Source organism: Alloactinosynnema sp. L-07 (genome assembly GCF_900070365.1).
Lineage (GTDB): Bacteria > Actinomycetota > Actinomycetes > Mycobacteriales > Pseudonocardiaceae > Actinokineospora.
The window spans coordinates 604,875-628,265 of sequence record NZ_LN850107.1 but is presented as its reverse complement, the minus strand read 5'-3'; the positions used below and the strand labels follow the sequence as shown (position 1 = coordinate 628,265).

The 23,391-nt window shown below is 70.0% G+C and carries 23 protein-coding genes; 12 read left to right on the top strand and 11 right to left on the bottom strand.

The window, feature by feature from the left end:
* The first annotated feature begins 154 nt into the window (after positions 1-154).
* Positions 155-2,923: a pyruvate dehydrogenase (acetyl-transferring), homodimeric type gene (aceE, locus tag BN1701_RS03135; RefSeq protein WP_157367747.1), complete on the top strand. Its 2,769-nt coding sequence runs from the start codon at positions 155-157 to the stop codon at positions 2,921-2,923.
* Positions 2,924-2,981: 58 nt separating this feature from the next.
* On the opposite strand, the gene BN1701_RS03130 is transcribed toward aceE, so the two are convergent.
* Positions 2,982-3,725 carry a hypothetical protein gene (locus BN1701_RS03130; RefSeq protein ID WP_054045297.1) on the bottom strand — a complete coding sequence of 248 codons (744 nt, stop codon included), beginning with the start codon at positions 3,723-3,725 and terminating at the stop codon, positions 2,982-2,984.
* Positions 3,726-4,091: 366 nt separating this feature from the next.
* Between BN1701_RS03130 and BN1701_RS03125 the strand changes: the two genes are divergently transcribed.
* From BN1701_RS03125 to BN1701_RS03100, 6 genes are all read left to right on the top strand, one after another.
* Positions 4,092-5,273, top strand: a complete 1,182-nt coding sequence (locus tag BN1701_RS03125) for a CdaR family transcriptional regulator (protein ID WP_082859628.1) — start codon at positions 4,092-4,094, stop codon at positions 5,271-5,273.
* Between the two features lie 156 nt (positions 5,274-5,429).
* Positions 5,430-6,359: an ACP S-malonyltransferase gene (locus BN1701_RS03120; protein WP_304439907.1), complete on the top strand. Its 930-nt coding sequence runs from the start codon at positions 5,430-5,432 to the stop codon at positions 6,357-6,359.
* Complete coding sequence (locus BN1701_RS03115; protein ID WP_054045292.1) at positions 6,356-7,330, top strand: beta-ketoacyl-ACP synthase III; 975 nt, start codon at positions 6,356-6,358, stop codon at positions 7,328-7,330. Before BN1701_RS03120 ends, BN1701_RS03115 begins: the two co-directional genes overlap by 4 nt.
* A 126-nt stretch (positions 7,331-7,456) precedes the next feature.
* Complete coding sequence (locus BN1701_RS03110; protein WP_054045291.1) at positions 7,457-7,705, top strand: acyl carrier protein; 249 nt, start codon at positions 7,457-7,459, stop codon at positions 7,703-7,705.
* A gap of 53 nt (positions 7,706-7,758) precedes the next feature.
* A complete protein-coding gene (locus BN1701_RS03105) occupies positions 7,759-9,006 on the top strand; it encodes a beta-ketoacyl synthase (protein WP_054045289.1) in 1,248 nt (415 codons plus the stop codon).
* A 38-nt stretch (positions 9,007-9,044) separates the two neighbouring features.
* Positions 9,045-10,478: an acyl-CoA carboxylase subunit beta gene (locus BN1701_RS03100; RefSeq protein ID WP_054045286.1), complete on the top strand. Its 1,434-nt coding sequence runs from the start codon at positions 9,045-9,047 to the stop codon at positions 10,476-10,478.
* 23 nt (positions 10,479-10,501) lie between these two features.
* On the opposite strand, the gene BN1701_RS03095 is transcribed toward BN1701_RS03100, so the two are convergent.
* The 3 genes from BN1701_RS03095 to BN1701_RS03085 all read right to left on the bottom strand — a co-directional run bounded on the left by BN1701_RS03095 (position 10,502) and on the right by BN1701_RS03085 (position 13,302).
* Positions 10,502-11,086 (bottom strand): hypothetical protein, encoded by a 585-nt coding sequence (locus BN1701_RS03095; RefSeq protein ID WP_157367746.1) that lies wholly within the window; start codon positions 11,084-11,086, stop codon positions 10,502-10,504.
* A gap of 21 nt (positions 11,087-11,107) precedes the next feature.
* On the bottom strand, positions 11,108-11,611 hold the full coding sequence (locus BN1701_RS03090) for a DUF3145 domain-containing protein (protein WP_157367745.1): 504 nt from the start codon (positions 11,609-11,611) through the stop codon (positions 11,108-11,110).
* Between the two features lie 215 nt (positions 11,612-11,826).
* The gene (locus BN1701_RS03085; protein ID WP_054045281.1) at positions 11,827-13,302 is read right to left on the bottom strand and encodes a S8 family peptidase; all 1,476 of its coding nucleotides are present in this window, start codon (positions 13,300-13,302) and stop codon (positions 11,827-11,829) included.
* A 184-nt stretch (positions 13,303-13,486) separates the two neighbouring features.
* On the opposite strand from BN1701_RS03085, the gene BN1701_RS03080 reads away from it, so the two are divergent.
* Positions 13,487-14,749, top strand: coding sequence for a hypothetical protein (locus BN1701_RS03080; protein WP_054045279.1), 1,263 nt, complete (start codon positions 13,487-13,489; stop codon positions 14,747-14,749).
* Here the strand turns inward: BN1701_RS03080 and crcB (BN1701_RS03075) are convergent.
* Both crcB (BN1701_RS03075) and crcB (BN1701_RS03070) read right to left on the bottom strand, forming a co-directional pair.
* Complete coding sequence (crcB, locus tag BN1701_RS03075) at positions 14,733-15,083, bottom strand: fluoride efflux transporter CrcB (protein ID WP_054055574.1); 351 nt, start codon at positions 15,081-15,083, stop codon at positions 14,733-14,735. The two genes, BN1701_RS03080 and crcB (BN1701_RS03075), sit on opposite strands and share 17 nt — an antisense overlap.
* Complete coding sequence (crcB, locus tag BN1701_RS03070; protein ID WP_054045277.1) at positions 15,080-15,475, bottom strand: fluoride efflux transporter CrcB; 396 nt, start codon at positions 15,473-15,475, stop codon at positions 15,080-15,082. The genes crcB (BN1701_RS03075) and crcB (BN1701_RS03070) overlap by 4 nt, the downstream gene beginning before the upstream one ends.
* A gap of 154 nt (positions 15,476-15,629) precedes the next feature.
* Here crcB (BN1701_RS03070) and BN1701_RS03065 point away from each other — a divergent pair, with 154 nt between their 5' ends.
* Positions 15,630-15,977 (top strand): Lsr2 family protein, encoded by a 348-nt coding sequence (locus BN1701_RS03065; protein ID WP_054045275.1) that lies wholly within the window; start codon positions 15,630-15,632, stop codon positions 15,975-15,977.
* On the opposite strand, the gene BN1701_RS03060 is transcribed toward BN1701_RS03065, so the two are convergent.
* Positions 15,949-16,842, bottom strand: a complete 894-nt coding sequence (locus tag BN1701_RS03060) for an oxygenase MpaB family protein (protein ID WP_054045272.1) — start codon at positions 16,840-16,842, stop codon at positions 15,949-15,951. The two genes, BN1701_RS03065 and BN1701_RS03060, sit on opposite strands and share 29 nt — an antisense overlap.
* 88 nt (positions 16,843-16,930) lie before the next feature.
* On the opposite strand from BN1701_RS03060, the gene BN1701_RS03055 reads away from it, so the two are divergent.
* Together BN1701_RS03055 and BN1701_RS03050 are read left to right on the top strand one after the other, a co-directional pair.
* Positions 16,931-17,839, top strand: a complete 909-nt coding sequence (locus BN1701_RS03055; protein WP_054045271.1) for a proteasome assembly chaperone family protein — start codon at positions 16,931-16,933, stop codon at positions 17,837-17,839.
* Positions 17,840-17,974: 135 nt separating this feature from the next.
* On the top strand, positions 17,975-18,580 hold the full coding sequence (locus BN1701_RS03050) for a hypothetical protein (RefSeq protein WP_054055573.1): 606 nt from the start codon (positions 17,975-17,977) through the stop codon (positions 18,578-18,580).
* Here BN1701_RS03050 and BN1701_RS03045 read toward each other — a convergent pair.
* The 4 genes from BN1701_RS03045 to BN1701_RS03030 all read right to left on the bottom strand — a co-directional run bounded on the left by BN1701_RS03045 (position 18,569) and on the right by BN1701_RS03030 (position 22,029).
* A complete protein-coding gene (locus BN1701_RS03045) occupies positions 18,569-18,925 on the bottom strand; it encodes a DUF2203 domain-containing protein (protein WP_054045268.1) in 357 nt (118 codons plus the stop codon). The two genes, BN1701_RS03050 and BN1701_RS03045, sit on opposite strands and share 12 nt — an antisense overlap.
* 337 nt (positions 18,926-19,262) lie before the next feature.
* Entirely contained in the window at positions 19,263-20,651 is a 1,389-nt protein-coding gene (locus BN1701_RS03040; RefSeq protein ID WP_054045267.1) for an NAD(P)(+) transhydrogenase (Re/Si-specific) subunit beta, read from the bottom strand.
* Positions 20,648-20,941, bottom strand: coding sequence for an NAD(P) transhydrogenase subunit alpha (locus BN1701_RS03035; protein WP_054045265.1), 294 nt, complete (start codon positions 20,939-20,941; stop codon positions 20,648-20,650). The genes BN1701_RS03040 and BN1701_RS03035 overlap by 4 nt, the downstream gene beginning before the upstream one ends.
* Positions 20,941-22,029 carry a Re/Si-specific NAD(P)(+) transhydrogenase subunit alpha gene (locus BN1701_RS03030; RefSeq protein WP_054045263.1) on the bottom strand — a complete coding sequence of 363 codons (1,089 nt, stop codon included), beginning with the start codon at positions 22,027-22,029 and terminating at the stop codon, positions 20,941-20,943. Before BN1701_RS03030 ends, BN1701_RS03035 begins: the two co-directional genes overlap by 1 nt.
* Positions 22,030-22,185: 156 nt before the next feature.
* On the opposite strand from BN1701_RS03030, the gene BN1701_RS03025 reads away from it, so the two are divergent.
* On the top strand, positions 22,186-23,361 hold the full coding sequence (locus BN1701_RS03025; RefSeq protein WP_157367744.1) for an ROK family protein: 1,176 nt from the start codon (positions 22,186-22,188) through the stop codon (positions 23,359-23,361).
* Positions 23,362-23,391 lie beyond the last annotated feature (30 nt).

Below are 23,391 nucleotides of genomic sequence, written 5' to 3'. Positions count from 1 at the left end.
GGCGCTTTCCGCGTGCGCTCTCGGGTGGCGAAACACCCGTACTGACCAGTAACGATGACGCCCGCGTCGATTCAGACGAACATGGCAGAGTGACCCCGTACGCGCGCGTATGCGCGCGCGCGTAAACCATTACCGAGCCAGGCTGGAGCGCAAGTTGCCCACCCAGAACAGCAACCCCGGCACGCCCGAACGGGTCCGCGTCATCCGTGACGGACTCGCGGCGCACCTCCCGGACATCGATCCGGAGGAGACGGCGGAATGGCTGGAGTCGTTCGACGCCGCCGTGCAGGGCGGCGGGCAGCAGCGCGCCCGCTATCTGATGCTGCGCCTGCTTGAGCGCGCCCGCGAGCGGCACGTCGGGGTCCCGTCGCTGACCAGCACGGACTACGTCAACACCATCCCGACCGACCGCGAGCCGTGGTTCCCCGGCGACGAGGAGGTCGAGCGCCGCTACCGCGCGTGGATCCGGTGGAACGCGGCGATGACGGTGCACCGGGCACAGCGGCCCGGCGTGGGTGTCGGCGGTCACATCTCGACCTACGCCTCGTCGGCGGCGCTCTACGAGGTCGGCTTCAACTGGTTCTTCCGCGGCAAGGACCACCCCGGCGGCGGCGACCACATCTACGTACAGGGCCACGCCTCCCCCGGCATCTACGCCCGCGCGTTCCTCGAGGGCCGCCTCTCCACCGACCAGCTCGACGGCTTCCGCCAGGAGCTGTCGCACGCGGGACCCGGCGGCGGCCTGCCGTCGTACCCGCACCCGCGGCTCATGCCGGACTTCTGGGAGTTCCCGACCGTGTCCATGGGCCTTGGCCCGATGAACGCGATCTACCAGGCCCGGTTCAACCGCTACCTGCGCGACCGCGGCATCAAGGACACCTCCGACCAGCGCGTGTGGGCCTTCCTCGGCGACGGCGAGATGGACGAGCCCGAGTCGCGCGGCCTGATCCACGTGGCGGCCAACGAGGGCCTCGACAACCTCACCTTTGTGATCAACTGCAACCTGCAGCGCCTCGACGGCCCGGTGCGCGGCAACGGCAAGATCATCCAGGAGCTGGAATCCTACTTCCGCGGCGCGGGCTGGAACGTCATCAAGGTCATCTGGGGCCGCGAGTGGGACACGCTGCTGCACGCCGACCGCGACGGCGCCCTGGTCAACCTGATGAACCAGACCCCCGACGGCGACTACCAGACCTACAAGGCCAATGACGGCGCCTTCGTCCGCGAGCACTTCTTCGGCCGCGACCCGCGCACCAAGGCGCTGGTCGAGCCGATGTCGGACCAGGACATCTGGAACCTCAAGCGCGGCGGCCACGACTACCGCAAGGTCTTCGCGGCCTACCAGGCGGCCACCGAGCACCACGGCCAGCCGACGGTGATCCTCGCCAAGACGATCAAGGGCTACAACCTGGGTCCGCACTTCGAGGCGCGCAACGCTACGCACCAGATGAAGAAGATGACCCTGGACGACCTCAAGCAGTTCCGCGACACGCTGCGGGTGCCGATCACCGACGCCGAGTTGGAGAAGAACCCGTACCTGCCGCCGTACTACCACCCCGGCCAGGACTCCGCGGAGATCCAGTACCTGCAGGAACGGCGCCGCCAGCTCGGCGGCTACCTGCCCGAGCGCCGCGCGAAGGCCAAGGCACTGGTGCTGCCCGGCGACAAGGTCTACGACGTGATCAAGCGCGGCTCCGGCAAGCAGGAGGTCGCCACCACGCACGCGTTCGTCCGCCTGGTGCGGGACCTGGCCAAGGACCCGGAGATCGGTGCCCGGATCGTGCCGATCATCCCGGACGAGGCGCGCACGTTCGGCATGGACTCGATGTTCCCGACGCAGAAGATCTACAACCCGCAGGGCCAGCTCTACACCTCGGTCGACGCCTCGCTCATGCTGTCCTACAAGGAAAGCCAGCAGGGTCAGATCCTGCACGAGGGCATCAACGAGGCGGGCTCGACGGCGTCGTTCACCGCGGTCGGCACGTCCTACGCCACCCACGGCGAGCCGATGATCCCGATCTACATCTTCTACTCGATGTTCGGCTTCCAGCGCACCGGCGACGGCCTGTGGGCCGCGGCGGACCAGATGGCGCGCGGCTTCGTCCTGGGCGCCACCGCGGGCCGCACGACGCTGACCGGTGAGGGCCTGCAGCACAACGACGGCCACTCGCTGCTCCTCGCGGCGACGAACCCGGCGGCGGTCGCCTACGACGCGGCGTGGTCCTTCGAGATCGCCCACATCGTCAAGGACGGCCTGCGCCGCATGTACGGCGAGCAGTCCGAGGACATCTTCTACTACCTGACCGTCTACAACGACCCGTACCAGCAGCCCGCCGAGCCCGAGGGCCTGGACGTCGAGGGCCTGCTGCGCGGCCTCTACCGCTACGCCGAGGCCCCTGCGGGCGACGGCCCCAAGGCCCAGGTGCTCGCCTCCGGCGTGGCGATGCCGTGGGCGGTCAAGGCCCAGCGCCTGCTCGCCGAGGAGTGGGGCGTGCAGGTCGACGTCTGGTCGGCCACGTCGTGGTCGGAGCTGCGCCGCGAGGCCGTCGACATCGAGCGGCACAACATGCTGCACCCGGAGGCCGAGCCCCGCGTGCCGTACGTGACCACGGTGCTCGAGGACGCCCCCGGCCCGGTCGTGGCGGTCTCGGACTGGATGAGCGCGGTGCCGGACCTGATCCGCCCGTGGGTACCCGGCGACATGGTCACCCTCGGCACCGACGGCTTCGGCTTCTCCGACACCCGTCCGGCCGCCCGCAGGCACTTCCTGGTCGACGCCGAGTCGATCACGGTGGCGGTGCTGGGCGCGCTGGCGCAGCGCGGGAAGATCGACCACGCGAAGGTCGTGGAAGCCACCCGCAAGTACCGGATCGACGACGTCACCGCCGCGGGCCCGCAGACCTCGGACCCCGGCTCCGCCTGATCGCGAGACGAACGGGGCGCCAGATCATCGATCTGGCGCCCCGTTCGCGTTCAACGGCTCAGCGCCGCGACTCGTGTGGCTTGCGCTCGGCCGCCTCGGCGGGCGCCTCGACCCGCGGCTGCGGCGCCCCGGCCTGGCCGCCCATCTGCGACTGCATGCGCTCCAGCCAGCCGCCCCACCGGTCCGACATCGGCCGGATGAGGCCGCCGCCGAGCCCGACGACCAGGATGCCGCCGATCGTCGCCAGCACGGTGATGAGCACCGGCATCGTCACCGTGGTGGCGATATCGACCTGGTTCAGCGCCGCGATGACGCCGAAGGCGATGATGAACACGAAGGCGACCGTGCCCAGCATCGGCCCGAACGGCCGGTTGCCCAGCGCGCTGGTGATGAGGTCGCGCACCACCCTGGCCACCGCGGCGGCCACGACCAGCAGCACGATCGCCACCAGGATCCGCGGCAGGAACGCGATGACCTGGTTGAGCAGCTGGCTCACCGGATTCGACTCACCGAACACGCCGAACGCCAACTGCAGCGCGATCAGCAGAATGAAGTAGTAGACCAACTTCACCAGGATCGCGCCCACGTCGATGCCTGAATTGCGGGCCATTCCGGACATTCCGGTCTTCTCCATCAAACGGGAGAAACCCAGCTTGCCCATCAGCATGGACAACCCCTTGCTCACCGCCTTGGCGATCAGCCAGCCGATCAGAAGAATGATGAGAAAACCGAGCAGCTTCGGCACGAACGTGGCCACCATCGACCACGCCTGACCGAGCCCCTCGCGAAGTTCCGCACCCACGATGTTCTACCTCCTAGGGCCCCCGACGAGCAGATCTCTGTCCAGGGAGATCGTTTCTCAGCCCACGGGCACAGGCAACCGCGACACATCCCACGAACGGGTTAACCCTCCGACTTCAGATGGCGCCTACCCCGCACCAAACCCCATAGTTGAACCACCGGTGGGGACCGGGGAGATGGGCCGTCCGGCATCGAGCGCACCGAACATGCCGGGCGGCCCGCCCTTTTGCTGCGATATTTGCATCCATCAGCGGCACATAACTATTGGAAGCCGCATTTGCGTGCGTTCGCCCTTATGCCGCAGGACAGCCACTGTCCTCTAGATGTCGCGGATGGACCTGAGCAGGCCGTGTGGGAGCCTGAGCACGTGAGCGGGCCGACAGCACTATCGGCGGAAACGCTGGACGCGGTGGAGCGGGCGTCCGGCAAGCTGGCGTCCGCGGCCGTCGCGGCCATGGACAGCCAGTTCGCCTGGTTCGGCCGCATGCCCGCCGACCAGCGCGCCTCTGTTCTCTTGGTCGCCCAGAACGGCGTCGCGGGCTTCACCGCCTGGCTCCGGGATCCCAAGGAAGCCCTCCGCCTCACCACGGACACCTTCCGCGGCGCCCCGAGGGACCTCTCCCGGTGGATCAGCCTGCGCCAGACGGTCGAGATGGTCCGCGTCTCCTTGCAGATCTTCGAGGAACTGGTCCCCGACCTGGCGAAAGACGACACCGAACGGGCCGTCCTCTCCGAAGCCGTGCTCCGCTACGGCCGCGAGGTCGCGTTCGCGTCGGCCATGTCCTACGCCTCCGCCGCCGAGGCCCGCGGCGCGTGGGACGCCCGGCTCGAAGCCCTCGTCGTCGACGGCATCGTCCGTGGTGACGCCGAGGAGTCGCTGTTGTCCCGAGCGGCCGCTCTCGGCTGGGACCCCGCCGCCGAAGCGACCGTCCTGGTCGGCAACCCGCCGTCCGACGACCCTCCGGCCGTCGTCTACGAGGTCCGCAGCCGGGCGGCCCGCGCGAGCCGCCCGGTGCTGCTGGGCGTGCAGGGCTCACGCCTGGTCGTGGTCTTGTCGGGCCCGACCGAGGACGCCGACCGCGAGGTCATGGCCAAGATGGCCGAGGCGTTCGGCGCGGGCCCGGTCGTCGCCGGACCCACCGTCACCACCCTCGCCGAGGCCCACCGCAGTTCGTCCGACGCGCTCTCCGGGCTGCGGGCGGTCGTCGCCTGGCCCGAGGCGCCGCGCCCGGTCCGGTCGACCGACCTGCTCCCCGAACGCGCGCTCGCGGGCGACCCCGAGGCCGAGTGGCAGCTCATCGACCGGGTGGCCCGGCCGCTGGAGGAGGCGGGCGGGTCGCTGCAGGAGACCGTCGAGGCGTACCTGGCCACCGGCGGCGTCCTGGAGACCTGCGCGCGGCAGTTGTTCGTCCACCCGAACACCGTCCGGTACCGACTCAGGAAAGCAACCGAGCTCACCGGACGCAACGCGGCCGATCCCCGCGACGCGCTGGTGCTGCGGGTGGCACTCGCGGTTGGCAGGCTGTCGCGTTCGCGAGGGTTGTGGTGACACGCCGGAGTTGGTCCGTGGCACACGACACATCTGACAACAAATACCCGCGCGTAGCGTTCACCCGGGCTTAACTTTTGTAGGACCCCTACAAACCAGACCCCGGGACTTGGTCAGCCTCAGCATGCGTGGAACGCGGACAAACGGTGTTCAGTGATGGACGTGATCGCGCTACTCGCTCCTGGGCAAGGCTCCCAGACCCCCGGCATGCTCGCCCCCTGGCTGGAACTGCCCGGCGCGGCCGAGCGCCTAGCGGGCTGGTCGGAGATCGCGAAACTCGACCTGACCCGGCTGGGCACCACCGCCGAGGCCGACGAGATCAAGGACACCGCGATCACCCAGCCGCTGATCGTCGCGGCCACGCTGCTGGCGTTCGAGGAGCTGCGCTCGCGCACCGAGATCCCGGTCGACGTGATCATCGCGGGCCACTCGATCGGCGAGTTCGCCGCCGCCGCGATGGCGGGCGCGCTGACCGCGGCGGACGCCGTCGCCCTGGCCGCGGTGCGCGGCCGCGAGATGGCCGCCGCGTGCGAGTTGGAGCCCACCGGCATGGCCGCGCTCATGCGCGGCACCGAGGAGGCCATCCTGGCCCGCCTCGCCGAACTCGACCTCGTCGCGGCCAACCGCAACGGCGCGGGCCAGATCGTGGCCGCCGGTTCCGTCGCGGCACTGGAGAAGCTGGCCGCCGAGCCGCCCGCCGACACCAAGGTGATCACCCTCAAGGTCGCGGGTGCTTTCCACACTCACTACATGGCGCCCGCCCAGCAGGCGCTCGCGGCGCACGCGGCCACCCTCGCCGCGCCCGCCGACCCGGCGTTCACCCTGCTGTCCAACCGCGACGGCGCCGCCGTCGCCGATGGCGCGGAGGTGCTCGCCCGGCTCATCGACCAGGTCACCAACCCGGTGCGGTGGGACCGCTGCATGGCGGCCATGGCCGAGCGCGGCGTCGACGCGATCGTCGAGTTCCCGCCCGCGGGCGCGCTCGTCGGCCTGGCCAAGCGCGAACTCAGCGGCACCCCCACCGTGGCCCTGAGGACCCCCGCGAATCTCGACACGGTGGCCGAACTGATCGGAAGTACCGCATGACCACACTGCGACTCGCCACTGGCGCACCAGCCAGCCGAATCCTCGGGGTCGGCAGCTTCCAGCCGGAGCGCATCGTCACCAACGACGAGCTCTCGCAGAAGATGGACACCACCGACCAGTGGATCCGCGAGCGCGTGGGCATCGCCGAGCGCCGGTTCGCCGCGCCGGACGAGCGTCTGGTCGACATGGCTGTCATCGCCGGGTCGAAGGCGTTGGCCGACTGTGGCCTGGCGCCGTCCGAAGTGGACACTGTGATCCTGGCGAACTGCACCATGCCGACGCCCATTCCCAACGGCGCGGCCCAGGTGGCCGACCGGATCGGGGTCAAGGCGGCAGGCGCGTTCGACCTCAACGCCGCGTGCGCCGGGTTCTGCTACGCCTTGGGCACCGCGTCCGACCTGGTGCGCTCCGGCTCGGCCCGGCGCGTGCTGGTGATCGGCGCCGAGAAGCTCACCGACTGGGTGGACCCGGTCGACCGGTCCAACGCGATCATCTTCGCCGACGGCGCGGGCGCCGCGGTGGTCGGACCGGCCGAGGAGCCCGGCATCGGCCCCGTCGTGTGGGGCAGCGCTGGCGACCTGGTCGACACCATCGGCATGACCGACCGCCGGTTCATCTACCAGGAGGGCCAGTCGGTCTTCCGCTGGGCGACCACCATGATCGCGCCGATCGCGCTGCGCGCGCTGGAGGCCTCCGGCCTGCGGCCAGAGGACATCGACGTGCTGATCCCGCACCAGGCGAACCTGCGCATCATCGAGGCGATCGCCAAGCGGCTGCGCGCCAAGGGCGCCCGCGAGGACATGGTCGTCGCCGACGACATCGTGCTCTCGGGCAACACCTCGTCGGCCTCCATCCCGATGGCCATGGACCACCTGCGTGCCGCGGGCCGGATCAAGCCGGGCGACGTCGCCCTGCTGATCGGCTTCGGCGCGGGACTGTCCTACGCGGGACAAGTGGTGATCTGTCCATGAATCTCCCGTCCCAGCGTGGACAGGTAGCGATCTGTCCCACTGTGTTGTCTTAACGCAAGGGACACACCAATAAAGCTCCGGCAGGTGCACACCGGCCGGTTGACCAACTGAGAAAGGACGACTGGCATGTCGGAGAAGCCCAGCGAAGCCGAGATCCTCGAAGGCCTGGCGGAGATCGTCGAAGAGGTCGCCGGTGTGGCGCCGGACGACGTCACCCCGGAGAAGTCCTTCGTCGACGACCTCGACATCGACTCGCTGTCGATGGTCGAGATCGCCGTGCAGGCCGAGGACAGGTTCGGCGTCAAGATCCCGGACGACGAGCTGGCCAACCTCAAGACCGTCGGCGACGCCGTCGCCTACATCAGCAAGTCCTGACCCACCTCCTTGTACCTCAGCACTCAGCACCCAACCGCTGCGAAGGAAACCCCATGAGCAACGTCGACGTCGTCATCACCGGGCTGGGCGCCACCACGCCGCTCGGCGGGGATGTCCCGTCCACCTGGGAAGCGCTGCTCGCGGGCAAGAACGGCGTGCGCCGCAACGAGCATGAGTGGGCGGAGCGCTTCGAGCTGCCCGCCCGGCTGCACGCGCCGCTCGCGGTCGACCCCGCCGACGTGCTGCCCCGGGTCCAGGCCCGCAGGCTCGACCGGTGTGAGCAGATCGCGATCATCGCCGCCAGGGAAGCCTGGGCGGACGCCGGGTTCGAGATGCCGAGGGACGAGGAAGCGCCGGTCGACCCCGAACGACTCGGGGTGTGCATCGGCACCGGCATCGGCGGACCCGTGACCCTGCTCGACCAGGACGACATCCTGGAGCGGGAGGGTCTGCGCAAGGTCTCACCGCTGCTGGTGCCGATGCTGATGCCCAACGGCCCGGCCGCCCACGTCGGCATCGAGCTGCGGGCCAGGGCGGGCGTGCACTCCCCCGCCTCGGCGTGTGCCTCGGGCGCGGAGGGCCTGGCCACGGCCTACCAGATGATCCAGACCGGGCGTGCCGACGTCGTGGTCGCCGGTGGCGCCGAGGCGTGCATCCACCCGATCACCGTCGCCGGGTTCGCCCAGTCCCGCACACTCAGCACGCGCAACGACGAGCCGGAGCGCGCGTCGCGGCCGTTCGACCAGGACCGCGACGGCTTCGTCCTCGGTGAGGGCGCGGGCGTGGTCATCCTGGAGCGGGAGGACTACGCGCGGGCTCGCGGCGCCCGCATCTACGGCCGCCTGTCCGGCTACGGCATGACCTCCGACGCCTTCCACATCACGGGCAACCACCCCGAGGGCGTCGGCCAGATCAGGGCCATCACCAACGCGATCCAGATGGCTGGTCTGCGTGCGGCCGACGTGCAGCACGTCAACGCGCACGCCACGTCCACCGTCGTCGGTGACGTCGGAGAGGCCGCCGCGATCCGCAAGGCGCTCGGCGACCACGTCGTGATCACCGCCCCGAAGTCGTCGCTGGGCCACCTGGTCGGCGGCGCGGGCGCGGTCGAGAGCATCGCGACGATCCTGTCGATCTACTACGGCACCATCCCGGCCACCCGGAACCTGGAGAACATCGACCCGCGGGTCGGCTTGGACGTGGTCACCGGCCAGCCGCGCAAGGTCGAGCTCACGGCCGCGGTGAACGACTCGTTCGGCTTCGGCGGCCACAACGTCGCGCTCGCGTTCACCGCCGCCTGACCGGCGTCGGCGAACCATCCGTCCTTGAGGAGCACTCCATGACCGCCCTGGCCACCCGATCGAGCGAGATCGGTGACCTGGACCCGCGTGATCCGCTGGTCCGGCTCGCCCAACTGCTCGACGCCGACTCGATGGCCCCGCTGCGGCCCGCCGACACCAGTGGCGTGTTCGCGGTGCGCGGTCGCGTCGACGGGGTCAAGGTCATCGCCTACTGCACCGACGCCACGAAGATGGGCGGCGCGATGGGCACGGAGGGGTGCAGGCACATCGTCGAGGCCATCGACACCGCGGTGCGCGAGCGCTGCCCGGTGATCGGCGTGTGGCACTGCGGCGGCGCCCGGCTGGCCGAGGGCGTGGAGTCGCTCGACGCGGTCGGCAACGTCTTCGCGGCGATGATCCGCGCCTCCGGCCGGGTCCCGCAGATCAGTGTCGTGGTCGGTCCCGCCGCCGGTGGCGCGGCCTACGGCCCGGCGCTGACCGACGTCGTGATCATGTCCCCGGCGGGCCGGGTGTTCGTGACCGGGCCGGACGTGGTTCGCAGCGTCACCGGTGAGCAGATCGACCAGGAGGGACTCGGCGGCGCGGAGGCGCACGGCCGCAAGTCCGGTGTGGTGCACGTGCTGGCCACCGACGAGCCCGACGCCTACGTGCGGGCCCGTCGGATCACCAGCCTGTTCGCCAAGCCTGGCCTGTTCGACCTGCACGCCGTGCGCGAGGAGACCCCGCTGCGCGACCTGCTGCCCGAGCAGCTCAACCGCGCCTACGACGTCAAGCCGGTCCTGCGCGGCATCCTCGACACCGATGAGGAAGGCGTGTCGCAGTTCGAGGAGCTGCAGGCCAAGTGGGCGCCGAACATCGTGGTCGGCCTTGGTCGCCTCGGTCGGCGCACGGTCGGCGTGATCGCCAACAACCCGCTGCGCAAGGGCGGCTGCCTGGACTCGCTCTCGGCGGAGAAGGCGGCCCGGTTCGTCCGGATGTGCGACAGCTTCGGGGTGCCGCTGCTGGTCGTGGTGGACGTGCCCGGCTACCTGCCCGGCGTCGGCCAGGAATGGGACGGCGTCGTCCGCCGCGGCGCGAAGCTGCTGCATGCCTTCGCGGAGGCGGTGGTTCCCCGGGTGACCCTGGTGACCCGCAAGTCCTACGGCGGCGCGTACATCGCGATGAACTCGCGTTCGCTGGGCGCCACCGCGGTGTTCGCGTGGCCGGAGGCCGAGGTCGCCGTGATGGGCGCCAAGGCGGCGGTCGGCATCCTGCACCGCAAGAAGCTCGCCGCGGCGACCGAGGACGAGCGCGAAGCGCTGCACGCCCAGCTGACCGCCGAGCACGAGCGCATCGCGGGCGGTGTCGACCGGGCGATGGCCATCGGCGTGGTCGACGAGGTCATCGACCCGCGTCAGACCCGGCGGAAGCTGGCCGAGGCGTTGGCGGCGGCGCCCGCCGGACGCGGCGCCCACGGCAACATCCCGCTCTAGATGAGCCGCCTCCGACCGGCGTCTCAGCAGGCTTCGTGCTGCGGTGAGGCGCCGGTCGGCCCCCCGGCGAGCTTCCACACGTCGTCCTCGATCGCCATCGGGAAGACGACGCTCCACCGGATGCACGCCACCGGCAGCTCAAGCGGCGCGTCGGAGACGTCCTGCTTGCTGATGAACCGCAGCATCACCCGCGCGGTGTCCTCTGGGCCCGTGTCGATCCGGTAGACAACGATGCTGCCGTCCAGCGTCGACCGGTAGCTGGCCCGCCAGTTGGTCTCGGGCATGTTCTTGATCCGGTCCGCCGTGACCGTGGTCTGCCAGCGGGCGTAGTTCTTGCCGTTGATCGCGTCGAAATAGGTCTGCAGCAACTGCCGGACCGTCTCGTACATCGGGTGCTGGGTGGCGTCCTGCGTGCCGCGCACATCTCGGTGGCCCGGCTGTTCGGCGGCGGGCAGCGGGCCCTCGCTCGGCAGGACGGCCGCGGGCGGCGGCGCGGCGCGATCATCGGCGTACAGCTCGCGGGCCAGCAGGCTCGCCGCGGCCGTCAGCACCACGGCGACCAGCACCGCGGGCCACACCCACTGCTGCCGCATCGACCCCTCAACCACAGGTCAAGCGTGCCACAACCACTATCCGACCCGGTGCAGCCAGGTCACCGGGGCGCCGTCGCCCGCGCGGCGAAACGGCTCCAGCGCCTCGTCCCACGACGCGCCGAGCAGCTCGTCGACGCCGTAGGCGAAGGACTCCCCCGCCCTGGCCGACGCCGCCAAGGTCCGCAGCTGGTCCTCGCCGACGACGATGTCGCCGTTGGCGCTGGTGCGCGCGTGCCACAGGCCCAGGGTCGGGGCGTAGCAGAAACGTTCACCGTCGACACCGGCGCTGGGTTCCTCGGTGACCTCGAAGCGGATCATCGGCCACGCGCGCAGGGCGCCCGCGAGCTTGCCGCCGGTGCCCGCGTCGGCGGTCCACGCGCACTCGGCACGCAGTTGGCCGGGCGCGGCGGCCTGCGCGGTCCACTTCAATTCGGCGCGCACCCCGAGGGTGCCCGAAATAGCCCACTCGACGTGCGGACATACCGCAGACGGCGACGAGTGGACGTACACCACGCCTTGGGTGTTTCCACGGGTGCTCACTGCTGACCTCCGCTGCTCGACGAGGATCGTCTTCCCCTACGTCCTGTCGACCGGCGGTTGCCGCACGGGTGGAATACCCGCCACATTGTGCCCTGCATCCGGACACTTTGGCCACACGAACCACGGAAAGCATCAGGCGCATCAGCAAATTCTTAGGTAAAACAAGAATGCGGGGAGCCTGTCGCCAGACTCCCCGCATACCCCGAGTCAGTGAATCAGTGTGCGCCTAGAGCGGTCGCGGCGGCGACCACGTCGACCAGGCCGGTTCCCTTGTCGAAGCTGCTCGTGTACGGCCCGACGGCGGTGTAGGCCGCCCCATTCGTGAACTTGTGCGCCTTGGTCTTGAGGATGGCCTCGATCTCGGCGGGGGTCGCGGTCGGCTTCGCCTGGAACAGCTGGGCGACAATGCCGGTGATCTGTGGCGCAGCCATCGATGTCCCGCTGATCACGTTGTAGCTGCCGATGTCGAGCAGCCCCGGGCCGTTCTTGGGGGCCAGGCCGGTGGCACAGATCGGCAGGTACAGCCTGCACGCCGAGATGATGTTCTCCCCCGGCGCGGAGATGTCCGGCCAGGTCGCCGGGTTAGTGGCCAGGCCACGGGAGGAGAAGCCGGACACGGTGCCGTTGCGGGTGCCGGTGGCCTGGTCGTTGTAGGAAGCGACCGACAGCACGCCGGGGGTCGGGTCCTGGCCGGGCGGGTTCGACACGTTCGCCGAGCCGTCGCCACCGTCGTTGCCGTTGGCCCACACCGTGACCACGCCTTCGGCGGCGAGTTGGCGCTGGATCTTGGCGGTGGCGGAGTTCGGGTCGAACGCGCCACCCCCGGAGGGCCCGTAGGAGTTGTTGATCGCCTTGATCGGCGGGCAGGTGCTCGCCGGGACACCCGCGCCGCAGGGCGCGCGGTGGTTCTCCAGCACCCAGTTCAGCGCCGCGTCGGCGCCGACGATGAGGATCACCGCACCAGTCGAGATCGACACGATCTTGGCGCCGGGGGCCGAACCGCCGACCTGGGTGCCGTCGCTGAGCGTCAGCCGCTTGCCCGCGGCGATGCCCGACACGTGGGTGCCGTGACCGCCCACGGCGAGCGCGTCGGTGTCGACCGACGTCGGGACGTCGGTGATGCAGCCGGTGCCGACGCTGGCCTCGTCCAGGCACAGGCTCTTGAGGTTGCGCACGACGCGGGTCTTGCCGTCGTCGCCCTTGAACGCGGGGTGGGTCGGGTCGATCCCGGAGTCGATGATCGCCACCGAGACGCCGCTGCCGTCGAGCTTGCGCCCGTTCGCGCCGGTCAGCGTCTGCTGGGCCTGCAGGCTCGTGGTCGCGGTCGTCCCCGGGCTACTGGCGAGGTAGCGAACCGGGTCATTGCCCTCGACATAGGTGACGCCGGAGTTGGCGCGCACGGCTTGGACCTGCTGGGCCGACCCCCGGGCGACGACCACGCCGACCTTGTTGAACTTGCCGATCGGGGCGAGACCGGCCTGTCGGGCGGCGGTGTCGGCCGCGGCGGCCGATGTGCCGTGGACCAGGACGGTGAGTGACTGGGTGGCGGAGCCGAGCAACGCGGTGAGCGAGGCGGACAGCGGGGCGAGTGGACCCGCTGAGGCGGGCGAGGTGACCGTCAGCGGAATGGCGACAGCCGCGGCCGTCAGACCGATGAGTACTCGCTTGCCGCGCAGGGAACGACCAAACATGGAACCTCCAGGACAAAAACCGACTTGGAAGGTGACGTTCACCGTAACGACGGTCGCCCGTTTGGGTGACGACGGTCGCACCCGTTCGCCGGCCAGGGCGCCGCGATCAGCCCTGGAACACACCGCTACCGTGTCGACACGGCGACGTTCGAGACCGAACCGCCACTGGTCGGGGAGGTGGCGGGTGCGGCTGGTCCGGATCGGGGACGCGACCTCCGCCGTGGGCAAGGACCTGCGCGCCGCGCTGGTGTCCTGGGGACGCGGTGACGAGGTCGTCGGCGGGATCGCGCTGCTCGGCGTCCAGCCGCCCGGCAGTGATCAACCCATCGACGCCGTGGTCGTGCTGCCGCGCGGGGTCCTGGTGATCGTCGGGGTGGACCTGCCCGACCCGGCCGTGCGCCTGGACGCGCCACTGGGCGGGCAGTGGAAGACCGACGGCTGGCCGCTTGTCCGGCCGGACGGGGCGACCAACCCGGCGGCCGAGGCGCTGGCCGCGACCGCGGCGGTCACCGGACTGCTGCAGGCGGGCCGGGTCGAGCCGGTGCCGGTCAGCACGGTCGTCGCGATCGGCCCCTACGTCTCACAGGTCTCTCAGCCCACCGCCGACCTGGTGCGTGGGGTCCGGATCCTGCACCCCGAGCCGATGAACCTGCTCACCGCCGCCCGCGAACTGGCCACCCACCCGCGGCCGTGCACGGTGGCGGAGGCCGGGCGGATCCTCGCCGCGCTGCACCCCACGGGACCCGACCTCGGCGACCTCGCGGCGGAAGGCTTCCCCCATGCGGCCGCCGCGGCGACCACCACGCTGATCCCCCGGGTCGTCGACGGCCCGGCCGCACCCAAGCCGGTCGCCGCGCCGAAGCAAGGCGGCCTGCGGTGGCTGCCGATCATCGCCGCGATCTTGGTGGCGATCCTGCTGATCACCGGGATCGCCGTGGCGATCAGCTCGGCCAGCGACTCCGGCCACCAGCGCGACCCCGACGGCAACCGACCCGGCCCGGTCCCGGTCGACGGCGTCGGCTTCACCGCGCGCGGGTCGGCCGAGCACACCGACTGCGCCGCCCACGCCTTCGGCGACGTGCGCGGCTGGCTGGAGGCCAACGGGTGCGCGCGCCTCATCCGCGCGCGCTTCGAGGCCACCTCGGACGGCAAGCACGCGGCGGTCCTCGTGTCGGTACTGCGGTTCAGCTCCAGCAGTTCGGCGACCGAACTGCGCACCGTGGCCGACCGGTCCGGCGGCGGCGGTGTCGCCGACCAGGCCGCGGAAGGCGTGGCCTGGCCGGGGGACCGCAAGCCGACCTTCGAGTCGGCCGCCTACGCCAGCGGGCGTGAGGGAAACAGTCTCAAGCTCGTGCAGGCGGTCTGGCTGGACCAGCCATCGGCGCCGGACGACCCGGCGCTCAAGGAGATCGTCACCAAGGCGCTGCAGCTCAGCCTGGCACGCTGAGCGCGTGGCCAACGGCGGCCGCGCCGATGCCCGCGACCACGCTGACCGCGACGTTGGCGAACGCCTTGCGGTAGGCGCTGTCCTCCAGGAGTCGGACCGTCTCATAGCCGAAGGTGCTGTAGGTGGTCAGCGCGCCGCAGAAACCGACGCCGAGCAGTGCGTTTGTCGCCGTCGACACGCCCGCGAGCGCGCCGAGCACTCCCGAGCCAACGATGTTGACCACCAGCGTGCCCCACGGAAAGCCGTGGCCGAAGCGTCCGCGCAGCGCACGGTCGACCAGGTACCGCGCGGGCGCGCCGACGGCGGCGCCGAGGGCGACCAGGAGTACGGTCACACCGCCCACCTGGCCAGGCGCATCCCGACCGCCACCGCTGCGAGGGCGCACAGGACTGTGGTGATCAGGTAGGCCAGCGCCACGAGCATAGTGTCCGGGGCGAGCAGGGCGCGGACTTCCTCGGTGTAGGCAGAGAACGTGGTGAACCCACCTAGTACACCGACACCGAGAAATGGCCTGACAAGGGTATGAACTTTTCTCAGCTCCACCACGGCGACCATCAGCGCCCCGATGAGCAGGCAACCGACGGAATTGACAAGCAAAGTGCCCAGCGGAAATCCGCCAGTTTTGGCCGGGACCACGCTGACCAGCCAATATCGCGCGAGTGATCCCACCGCCCCGCCGAGGGCGACCGCGGCGAGCGTGCCCTTCGCCGCAATGTCGGCCGCCATCACACCTCCCCGCGTGATTATCCACGAGCGCCACACCGGACCGGCTTGTGGGTTCCACGACGAGATACCCCTATGATTCCCACAGGCGGTCGGAGGAATACCGGACGACCGCGGCCAATTCGGCCAATACGACTCTCATCACGCGGAGGAAACCGTGGCGCAGAAGACCGTTGTCGAGCTGGTCGATGATCTCGACGGTGGCACAGCCGACGAGACCGTCACTTTCGCTCTCGACGGCGTGGACTTCCTGATCGACTTGTCGACCGAGAACGCCACCCGCCTGCGCGAGTCACTCGCGGAGTTCGTCGGCCACGCCCGCCGCACCGGCGGCCGCAAGGCCAAGGTGAACGCCGTCACCGCGCGCAAGTCCCCCTCGGCCGCCGACAAGGCCGACAACCAGGCGATTCGCGAGTGGGCGCGCAGCCAGGGCGAGAGCATCGCCGAGCGCGGCCGGATCCCGCAGGCGCTGGTGATCAAGTTCCAGGAAGCCCACGGCGGCTGAGGTCCGGCAGCCGCGCCGGTGACGGCGCGGCCCATTCACCGAGTCGCCGAATAGCGGCGACCGGTGCGGGCTCGATCTTGCGAGACAGCCGGAATCCACCGGGTACGGCCAGCGCGGCCTTACGGAACGCGCGTACGGCCAAGGTGGTCACCGAGGCAGGGTAAGCGCGGCGGCCGTAAAGCCGCCGCGCCCACCCCGGCAACAGCGAATACGACAAATGACCGATTGTCGGTTCGTAGACCCGCGCGCCCATCGCCAGAAGCCCTTGCACCGGCGGCCGGTGCAAGAAGTCGTAGATCAGATCAGAGTCGTCGCTTCTTCTTAACAAAGGGTAAACACGTTTCAGGTAGGTCGACATTTCGCTGACGCTGCCCGGCACTTCGTCCGGGTCGAGGCCCACGAGCGCGGCCGACGAGCGTTGTTCGCGGAAGTAGAGATCGGCGTGTTCCTTGGTCAGCGGGAAGCCCGCGCGGCGCGCGACCGCGAGAAATGACGAAGTCTCAGCACAATGCACCCAGAGCAGCAGTTCCGGGTCATCGATCCGAAACGATCTGCCCCGGTCGTCCTTGGCCCGCAGTGACCGGTGCACCCGGCGCACCCGCGCACCCGCCTGTTCGGCCTGGTCAACGGTGCCGTAGGTGGTGATCCCGACGAAGTCCGCGGTGCGGACCAGCCTGCCGAGCGGGTCGCCCTGGAAGTCGGAGTTCTGCACCACGCCCGCCACGGCACGCGGATGCAGCGCCTGGAAGTACAGGCTGCGGATCCCGCCGAACCACATCGACGGGTCGGCGTGCACCTGCCACGTCACCGAGTCCGGCCCGAAAAGGCCTAGATCGGCGGCGTCGATCACCGCGGGCCTGCTCATGAGATGAGTTTGTCATCCGGGAACCAGGAATGGACTGGGTCGCGGTGGCGTTTACTGGGGTGGCTAGGTCGGAGACTGGGAGGCAGTTGTGGTGGACGGTCCGGAGGACCTGTACGGCGTGGACTCGGATGTCCCCGATCTGACGGGCACGGTGCTGCTGCACAACTTCGAGGGGTTCATGGACGCGGGATCGGCGGGCCGTCTGGTCGCCGAGCACCTGCTGGAGACCCTGGAGCACCGGGTCGTCGCTCGATTCGACGCCGACCGGCTCGTGGACTACCGAGCGCGCAGGCCGACGATGACCTACCTCACCGACCACTGGGAGTCATACACCGCGCCCGAGATCGCCGTGCACCTGCTGCACGACACCGACGGCATGCCGTTCCTGTTGCTCACCGGCCCCGAACCGGACCGCGAGTGGGAGCGGTTCAGCGCCGCCGTCGGCTCGCTGGTCGAGCGGTGGGGCGTGCGGATGGCGGTCGGGTTCCACGGCATCCCGATGGGCGTCCCACACACCCGGCCGCTGGAGGTCACCGCGCACGGCACCCGGCCGGAACTGGTCCGCGACTACCGCCAGGTGTTCAACCGCCTGCAGGTCCCCGCAGGCATCTCCGCGCTGCTGGAATTCCGCCTCGGCGAGTCCGGCCACGACGCGATGGGCTTCGCCGCGCACGTGCCGCACTACCTCTCGCACGCCTCCTACCCGGCCGCGGCGCTGTCGCTGTTGGACTCCGTCGAACGGGCCACCGGCCTGCGGCTGCCCGCCGAGAGCCTGCGCGAGGCCAAGCGCCAGGCCGACCTGGAGATCGAGCGCCAGGTCGCCGAGTCCGACGACATCGCCGACGGGGTGCGCGCGCTGGAACGCCAGTACGACAGCTTCGCCGAGGCCGCGGGCCGCAACATGCTCGCCGAGCCGGGCGCGCCCATCCCCACCGGGGACGAGTTGGCCACCCAGTTCGAGCAGTTCCTGGCCGAACAGGGCCGCGACGACACCTGAGCGTGACGGCTCGGCCTGAGGCTTTCGCCCCTGTCGTGCGATGGGCCGCGCGGTCGTAGGGTGGGTGTTTCCTCACTTGGTCGCCAGCCCGGGACGAGGGACGCCATCGGGAGGACGACCCGATTGGAGCGCACCATGTTCATGCAGATCATCCAGGGCCGCGTGCGCGACGAGCAGGCCGCGCGGGCCGCTATGGACCGGTGGCTGGCCGACCTGGAACCGGGCGCCGACGGCTGGCTCGGCGGCACCTACGGCATCACCGACGACCGCATGCTGGTCTGCTGCATCCGCTTCGAGTCCGCTGAAGCGGCCCGCCGCAACAGCGAACGCCCCGAGCAAGGCGCCTGGTGGAGCGAGATGGAACAGTGCTTCGAGGGCGAAGCCATGTTCCACGACTGCGAAGACGTGACGCTGCTGCTCAACGGCGGCTCCGACGACGCCGGTTTCGTCCAGATCATCCAGGGCCGGGTCACCGACCGCGACAAGGCCCACGCCCTTAACGAGCGCGCCGCCGAGATGATGACCAAGTACCGCCCCGACGTCATGGGCGCCACCATGGCCATCGACGCCGACGGCTTCTTCACCGAGACGGTGTTCTTCACCTCCGAGGACGAGGCCCGGGTGGGCGAGTCCAAGGAACTGCCCCCTGAGGTCAGCGCGGCGATGCAGGAGGACATGTCGGTCCTCACCGACATCAGCTACCTCGACCTGCACCACCCCTGGTTCGCCTCACACCGGTAGCCGCCTGCGGCCCGCGAAGCCCAGGTCGGACCGGTGGTACCAGCCCAGTTCCCGATCACCCTCCAGCCAGCACCACAACACAGGCACCCCGTCGAGCTCACCGGGAAAGTCGACCAACAGCGGAGCGAACCCCTTGAGCTCGGCGCCGGTGTGCTGCACCAGCGTCATCAGCTCGTCCAGCCGCGCCTGCGCCGCCTTGAACTCCGGCATCCCGCCCAACCCGGTCTCGACCCCGGAATTCAGCGCCGCGCCCAACTCCGCCGCGTCCGCCCGCAACGCCACGATCTCGTCGAACACCGGGAGCAGACGGCCGACCTCGATCTTCGCCTCGACGACAGTGAACATGCCCCCATCATGGCCGACCCGGTCGAACCAGGCCGCTCTCGTCGGCGTAAACCACAGCCTGAGTCCGGTCCCGCGACCCGCGTTTCGCCACGAGGCTCCGGACGTGTGCCTTCACCGTCTGCTCGGCGACGACGAGTCGCCTGTGCCAAGAGGACCGTCACCAAGGCGAGTAGCAGCATCGTGAGGCTCCGGACCAGCGGCACCGCGATCCAGTCGAACAGTCGATTTCTCATGTCTTCGACGTTAGGCAGTTCGGCGGCGCCGTGCATCAACCTCGCGAGGGATCGTTCTCCCTCAAAGGAGTTAGCAGGTCCTAGGACCTTTCTCCCTCAAAGAGTTAGAGCGCCTTCAGTTCCTCGGTGACTTCGTTCACAGAGGACTTCGCGTCGCCGAACAGCATTGATGTCTTGGGGTCGAAGTACAGCGCGTTGTCCACGCCCGCGAACCCCGGCGCCATCCCTCGCTTGAGGACGATCACCGACCGGCTCTCGTCGACGTTGAGGATCGGCATCCCGTAGATCGGCGAGTCCTGGTCGGTCCGCGCGGCGGGGTTGGTGACGTCGTTGGCGCCGATCACCATGGCCACGTCGGTGCGGCTGAACTCGCGGTTGATCTCGTCCATCTCCTTGAGCCGGTCGTACGGCACGTCGGCCTCGGCCAGCAGGACATTCATGTGTCCCGGCATGCGACCGGCGACCGGGTGGATGGCGTAGTAGACCGAGACTCCCTTGGCCTCCAACAGATCCGCCATCTCCCGCACGGCGTGCTGCGCCTGCGCCACCGCCATCCCGTAGCCGGGGACGATGATCACCTGGTTGGCGAAGGCCATCTGGATCGCCGCGTCCGACGCGCTGGTGCGGCGGACCGTCTGGTCGCCCTCGATCGCGGTGCCAGTACCGCCTCCGCCACCGAAGCCGCCCGCGACGATCGCCGGAATCGACCGGTTCATCGCCTTGGCCATCAGGTTGGTCAGGATCGAGCCGGACGCGCCGACGATCATGCCCGCCACGATGAGCGCGGTGTTGTCGAGCGCCAAGCCCATCGCCGCGGCGCTGAGCCCGGTCAGCGCGTTGAGCAGCGAGATGACGACGGGCATGTCCGCGCCGCCGATGGGCAGCACGACCATCACCCCCAGCACCGCCGAGGCGACGAGCAGGCCGATCATCAGCCACTCGTTGTCGGTGCCTGTCGCTATGACTGTCGCGCAGACCACCGCGCCCAGCAGCAGAAGGAGGTTGAGCGGCTGCTGCAGCCGTCCGATGCCGATCGGCCGCCCCGAGATCAGCTCCTGCAGCTTACCGAAGGCGATATTGGAGCCCCAGAACGACACCGACCCCACGATCGCCGAGAAGAGGCTGGCGATCGCGACATACGCGGGCGCGTGCGCGAACCCGTCACTCTGCCGGAACTCGACCCAGGCGATCAACGCGACCGCGCCGCCGCCCACGCCGTTGAACAGCGCCACCATCTGCGGGATGGCGGTCATCTTGACCCGCTTGGCCGCGGGCACGCCGACGACGGTGCCGAGCACGATGCCCAGCACGATCAGCAGCCAGTTGCCCATGCCTGGGGTCAGCAGCGTGGCCACCACCGCGATGCCCATGCCGACAGCGGCGATCAGGTTGCCGCGCACGGCCGTGCGCGGGCCGGTCAGCCCCATCAGGCCGTAGATGAACAAGGCGAACGCGACGATGTAGAGACACTGGATCAGGATGTCGCGGCTCATTTGTCCGTCCTCTTGGAACGGTCTTTGAACATGGCCAGCATCCGGTCGGTCACCAGGAACCCGCCGACGACGTTGATCGTGCCGAAGGCGATCGCGACGACCAGCAGGATCTTGTCGAGCACGCTCTCCGCGCCGAGTCCGAGCACGATCAGCCCGCCGAGCAGGACGATCCCGTGGATGGCGTTGGTGCCCGACATCAGCGGCGTGTGCAAGGTGTTGGGCACCTTCGAGATCACCGCGAAGCCGACGAAGCCCGCGAGCACGAGCACCGCCAGGTTCTGCACCAGCATCAGGGCCCCTTCCTGGTCACACACGCGCCTGCGACGACCTCGTCGCCGAAATCGATGGCCAGCGCGCCGTCGGCGTCGACCAGCAGGTCCAGCAGCGCCTGCACGTTGCGCGCGTAGAGCTCGCTGGCGTGTTCGGGCATGGCGGCGGGCAGGTTGAGCGGGGCGGCGATGGTGACGTCGTGGACCACGACCGTCTGCCCCGGCTCGCTGAGCTCGCAGTTGCCGCCCGCCTCCCCCGCGAGGTCGACCACCACACTGCCGGGCCGCATGCCTTTGACGGCCTCGGCGGTGACCAGGGTCGGCGCGGTGCGGCCGGGGACGAGCGCCGTGGTGATCACCGCGTCGAACCCGCCGATCGCGTGCGCCAACTGCCGCTGCTGCTCGGCGCGTTCGGCGTCGGTCAGCGCGCGCGCGTAGCCGCCTTCGCCGATGGCCTCGATGCCCAGGTCGAGCCACTGGGAGCCGACCGAGCGCACCTGCTCGGCGACCTCGGGCCGCACGTCATAGCCGGTGGTGTGCGCGCCGAGCCTGCGCGCGGTGGCAAGCGCTTGCAAACCGGCGACGCCGACGCCGAGGACCAGCACCTTGGCGGGCGGGACCGTGCCCGCCGCGGTGGTCAGCATCGGGAAGAACCTGGTGAGCCGCTCGGCGGCGAGTATCGCGGCGCGGTACCCGGCGACGTTGGCCTGCGACGACAGTGCGTCCATCGTCTGCGCACGGGAGATGCGCGGCACGGATTCCATGGCGAAGGCGGTGACTCCGGCGTCGGCCAGGGCGGCCACCCCGTCGGGGTCGGTCAGCGGGGCGAGGAAGCCGATGAGGGCGGCCCCGGACCTCAGCCGCGCGATCTCGTCGCGGCTGGGCGGAGCGACCTTGACCACGACATCGGCCGACCACGGGTCGCCCAAGGTCGCGCCCGCTCTGACGTAGGCGTCGTCCGGGATGAGAGCGGCCGCGCCTGCCCCTTGCTCGACCACGACGTCCAGGCCACGGGCCCGCAGCCGCTCGACCACTTTGGGCACGAGCGCCACCCGGCGTTCACCCGCGGCGGACTCGCGCGGGACGCCTACGACTGTGTTGGCGGTCACAGTACAGTTGTACCATTTGTGGGCCCGATAACCATCGCGCCACCCGGCTGATCACATTGCCAAATCACGGGCGCGAAGTCTCCGCCTATTGCAAGTGGTCTGAACCATTGCGTACAGTTCGATCACTTCCATCGACTGACGAAGTAAGTGGCGGACATGACGCAGCTGCGATACACCGGCAAGGCGACGAAGGAGTCGCTGCGCGAGCGCAATGACGCCTTGGTGCTGCAGTCGGTCGCCCAGGGTGGCCGGGCGCGCACCGATGTCGTGCGCGAGACCGGCTTGCCCGCCGCCACCGTGTCCACGATCGTCTCGGCGCTGGTCGAGCGCAGGCTGGTCCGCGAGGCGGGCCACGCCGTCTCCCGCGGCGGCAAACCGCGCACGCTCCTGGAACTCGACGAGGACCACCATCGCTTCATCGGGGTACACGTCGGCACCGACCGCGCGACCGCGCAGCTGCTCACGCTGACCGGCCGGGTGGAGCGTCGCGCGTCCACCGCGCTGCCCGCGCAGTTCGATCCGGCCGCGGTGGCCCGCCTGATCCGCAGAGTGAGCACCGACAACGTCACCGCGATCGGCCTGTCGGTCCCCGGCATCGTCGACCGGGACAGCGTGGTCCGCTCGGCCATCAGCTTTGGGTGGAACTGGTACCCCCTGGGCAGCGAACTCTCGCGGCGGTGCGGCGGCGTGCCGGTGCACGTAGTGAACGACGCGAACGCGATCGCGCTGGCCGAGGTGGCTCGCAGCACCGACCCCGGCCCGGACCTGGTCCTGTTGTGGCTCGGCACCGGCATCGGCGCGGGCATCGTGCTCGACGGCAGGCTGCACGAGGGCCGCGGCTTCCGCAGCGGCGAGATCGGCCACGTCGACATCGGAGTCGCCCTGCGGTGCCACTGTGGCCTGGGCGGCTGTCTGGAGACAGTCGCCGCGCTCCCCACGATCCTCGGCGACGCCTCGCCCGAGGTCGTCGCGCGCTATGCGTCCTGGGCAGACGACAGCACCACCCACGCGCTGGGCAAGCGGGTCGACCGTGCGGCCCACGGCCTCGCGCGGGCGGTGTCGATGCTGACCGCGGCCCTCGACGTGGACGAGTTCGTCGTCGGCGGACCCGTGGCCGACCACCGGATCGGGCCGCGCCTGCTCGCGGCGGTCAACGCGGTGCTCGCCGCGCGCGTGATGTCGGGCTTCACGCCCGTGCGGCTGCGGTACTCCGCCTTCGGCGAGGACAGCGCGGTCGTCGGCGCCGCGGCCCACGCCATCCGCCAGGAGTTCGGCGTGGCCCTCACCATGGCCGCCGAGCCGCCACAAGCCAGAGGCACCAAGGAGTCCTGACCCCACCGCGGGTCGACGGGCGCACGCCAA

Bases quoted from the DNA above. Each gene is read 5' to 3' on its own strand.
- BN1701_RS03105 (WP_054045289.1), top strand. From the start codon at position 7,759: ATGAGCAACGTCGACGTCGTCATCACCGGGCTGGGCGCCACCACGCCG.
- BN1701_RS03050 (WP_054055573.1), top strand. From the start codon at position 17,975: ATGTTCATGCAGATCATCCAGGGCCGCGTGCGCGACGAGCAGGCCGCG.
- crcB (WP_054045277.1), bottom strand. From the start codon at position 15,475: ATGGCGGCCGACATTGCGGCGAAGGGCACGCTCGCCGCGGTCGCCCTC.
- BN1701_RS03035 (WP_054045265.1), bottom strand. From the start codon at position 20,941: ATGCTGGTGCAGAACCTGGCGGTGCTCGTGCTCGCGGGCTTCGTCGGC.
- BN1701_RS03045 (WP_054045268.1), bottom strand. From the start codon at position 18,925: ATGTTCACTGTCGTCGAGGCGAAGATCGAGGTCGGCCGTCTGCTCCCG.
- BN1701_RS03040 (WP_054045267.1), bottom strand. From the start codon at position 20,651: ATGAGCCGCGACATCCTGATCCAGTGTCTCTACATCGTCGCGTTCGCC.
- BN1701_RS03115 (WP_054045292.1), top strand. From the start codon at position 6,356: ATGACCACACTGCGACTCGCCACTGGCGCACCAGCCAGCCGAATCCTC.
- BN1701_RS03060 (WP_054045272.1), bottom strand. From the start codon at position 16,842: ATGAGCAGGCCCGCGGTGATCGACGCCGCCGATCTAGGCCTTTTCGGG.
- BN1701_RS03110 (WP_054045291.1), top strand. From the start codon at position 7,457: ATGTCGGAGAAGCCCAGCGAAGCCGAGATCCTCGAAGGCCTGGCGGAG.
- BN1701_RS03120 (WP_304439907.1), top strand. From the start codon at position 5,430: ATGGACGTGATCGCGCTACTCGCTCCTGGGCAAGGCTCCCAGACCCCC.
- BN1701_RS03025 (WP_157367744.1), top strand. From the start codon at position 22,186: ATGACGCAGCTGCGATACACCGGCAAGGCGACGAAGGAGTCGCTGCGC.
- BN1701_RS03085 (WP_054045281.1), bottom strand. From the start codon at position 13,302: ATGTTTGGTCGTTCCCTGCGCGGCAAGCGAGTACTCATCGGTCTGACG.
- BN1701_RS03100 (WP_054045286.1), top strand. From the start codon at position 9,045: ATGACCGCCCTGGCCACCCGATCGAGCGAGATCGGTGACCTGGACCCG.